Source organism: Stenotrophomonas sp. 05L44_2, assembly GCF_056665995.1.
In genome coordinates this window covers 1-2,867 of sequence record NZ_JBFTNR010000543.1, presented here as the reverse complement: position 1 = coordinate 2,867, position 2,867 = coordinate 1, and the positions used below count along the sequence as shown (strand labels likewise).

The window sequence follows — 2,867 nt, the reverse complement described above, 5'->3', positions numbered from 1 at the left end:
GCTGGAAGGCGATGTGACCGACAGCACCACGGTCACCGTCGGCTACCAGACCCAGGACAACAACCCGGTGGGCTCGACCTGGGGCACCGTGCCGTTCTTCGACAGCCAGGGCAACTTCGCCCATCTGCCGCGCTCGACCAACCTGGCACCGAAGTGGAGCTACTGGCAGCGCGAGACCAGCACGGTGTTCGCCAACCTGGAGCAGCGCTTCGGTGACAACTGGCTGCTGAAGATCAACACCGCCTACACGCGTGGCAACGTGCAGAACATGCGCCTGTACGGCACCGGCAATCCCGATCCGGTGACCGGCGCGGGCATCTACCTGCGCACCGCCGCCGGCGATTCGGAAGACACCCGCCGCAACGTCGACGCCTACCTGACCGGCACCTTCAACCTGTGGGGCCAGCAGCACGACGTGACCGTGGGCGCGCAGTGGGCCGACCTGGAAGGCACCACCAACACGCTGGCGCTGAACTATCCGCGCGACTGGGCTCGTTGCGGCAGCGAGCGCTGCTACTACATTCCCAACGTGCACACCTGGGATGGCGACATCTCCGAAGTGACCTACACCCTCACCGGCGCACGCCGCGTGGCCAAGACCACGCAGAGCGGCTTCTACCTGGCCACCCGCCTGCGCCTGGCCGATCCGCTGGCGCTGATCGCCGGCGCACGCCTGAGCCGCTGGCAGACCCAGACCCGCGCCTACAACGCGGCCGGTGCCTACACCGCCACCAGCGGCGCGTACAAGGTGAGCGATGAAATCACCCCGTACGTGGGCCTGGTGTATGACATCACCCCGAACGTGGCGGCCTATGCCAGCTACACCGAGATCTTCAACCCGCAGAACTACAAGGACCGCAACGAGAACCTGCTGGCGCCGGTGCAGGGCTCCAACCTGGAAGCGGGCCTGAAGACGCAGTGGTTCGACGGTCGCCTGACCGCCAACGCGGCGGTGTTCGAAGCCAAGCAGGACAACTACGCGGTGCGTGACATGAGCGTGCCGGAAGGCTCACTCAGCGACGGCAGCTCGGCCTACATCGGCGTCAACGGCACCAAGGCGCGCGGCTGGGAGGTGGACGTCAACGGCGAGATCCTGCCGGGCTGGACGGTCAATGCCGGCTATACCCACGTCAAGGTGACCCGCGCGGCCACCGACCTGCTGTACGCCAATCCGGCCGAAAACCTGCTGCAGCTCAACACCCAGCTGCAGCTGCGCGGCGCGCTGGAACGCCTGAGCATCGGCGGTGGCGTGCAGTGGCAGAGCAAGGTGCAGGGCTACAACATCCCCTACCCGCTCGGCGGCACGGTGACGGTGAACCAGCCGGCGTATGCGCTGGTGCAGTTCAACGCCAACTACCGCATCAGCGACAACTGGACGGCGACGCTGAGCGTGCGCAACGCGCTGGACAAGACCTACTGGGCCAACCTCGACTACAACAACTATGGCGAACCGCGCTTCGTGGCGGCCAGCCTGCGCTGGAAGTTCTRAGCAACCCGGGAACGGTGGGTTCCGACCATTGGGGGGTGCCCACTGTTGGGGGTGGGTGCCGACAGTTGGGGGGCCCACTGTTGGGGGTGGGTGCCGACCGTTGGGGGTGGGTGCCCACTGTTGGGGGTGGGTGCCGACCGTTGGTCGGCACGCTTCTGACGCTCCGCCACGACCCACGGTCGTGGCCCACCTGAATGGGCCCGCCTTCGCGCGGGCCTTTTCTTTGCTGCACTGCGGGTTGCACACCCCTCCGTAATTATGGCGTAATTATTCCAACGCCATTCGGAAGTCCGTCGATGAACCCGAGTTGGGACACGCTGGAGCGGGGCCGCCAGGCGCGGCTGGAACGCGCCGCGCCATGGGCCAAGGGCCACGAGGTGGCGGCTGGCGATGTCGCCGAGCTGCTGCACGCGCTGCTGGAGCCGGGCGACAAGGTCTGCCTGGAAGGCAACAACCAGAAGCAGGCCGACTTCCTCGCCCAGACGCTGGCCGACCTCGACCCGGCACGGGTGCATGACCTGCACATGGTGCAGTCGGTGCTGTCCCTGCCTTCGCACCTGGATGTGTTCGAACGCGGCATCGCCTCCAGGCTGGACTTCTCCTTCTCCGGGCCGCAGTCGGTGCGGCTGGCCAACCTGGTGGCCGAAGGACGCATCCAGATCGGTGCCATCCACACCTACCTGGAACTGTTCGGCCGCTACTTCATCGACCTCACTCCGCGTGTGGCACTGGTCGCGGCGCAGGCTGCCGACCGCCACGGCAATCTCTACACCGGCCCCAACACCGAAGACACGCCGGTGATCGTGGAGGCCACCGCATTCGGTGGCGGCATCGTCATCGCCCAGGTCAACGAGATCGTCGACACCCTCCCCCGCGTCGATATTCCTGCCGACTGGGTCAACTTCGTGGTGCAGGCGCCGCGCCCGAACCATATCGAACCGCTGTTCACCCGCGATCCGGCACAGATCTCCGAGATCCAGGTGCTGATGGCGATGATGGCGATCAAGGGCATCTACGCCGAGTACGGGGTGAACCGGCTCAACCATGGCATCGGTTTCGATACAGCAGCAATCGAACTGCTGCTGCCGACCTACGCCGAGTCGCTGGGGCTGAAGGGAAAGATCTGCCAGCACTGGGCGCTCAATCCGCACCCGGCGCTGATTCCAGCCATCGAATCGGGTTTCGTCAAATCCGTGCACTCGTTCGGGTCGGAACTGGGCATGGAGAAGTACATCGCCGCGCGCGGGGATGTGTTCTTCACCGGCGCCGATGGTTCGATGCGCTCCAACCGCGCGTTTTCGCAGACCGCAGGGCTGTATGCCTGCGACATGTTCATCGGCTCCACCCTGCAGATCGACCTGCAGGGCAACAGCTCCAC

At 65.7% G+C, this 2,867-nt stretch carries 2 protein-coding genes; both read left to right on the top strand.

What is annotated here, in order from left to right:
• A partial coding sequence (locus AC1VAN_RS17095) for a TonB-dependent siderophore receptor (protein WP_480986278.1) occupies positions 1–1,489 on the top strand: 1,489 nt, incomplete at its 5' end.
• A gap of 296 nt (positions 1,490–1,785) precedes the next feature.
• On the top strand, positions 1,786–2,867 hold a 1,082-nt coding region (locus tag AC1VAN_RS17090; protein ID WP_480986277.1), incomplete at its 3' end, for a malonate decarboxylase subunit alpha.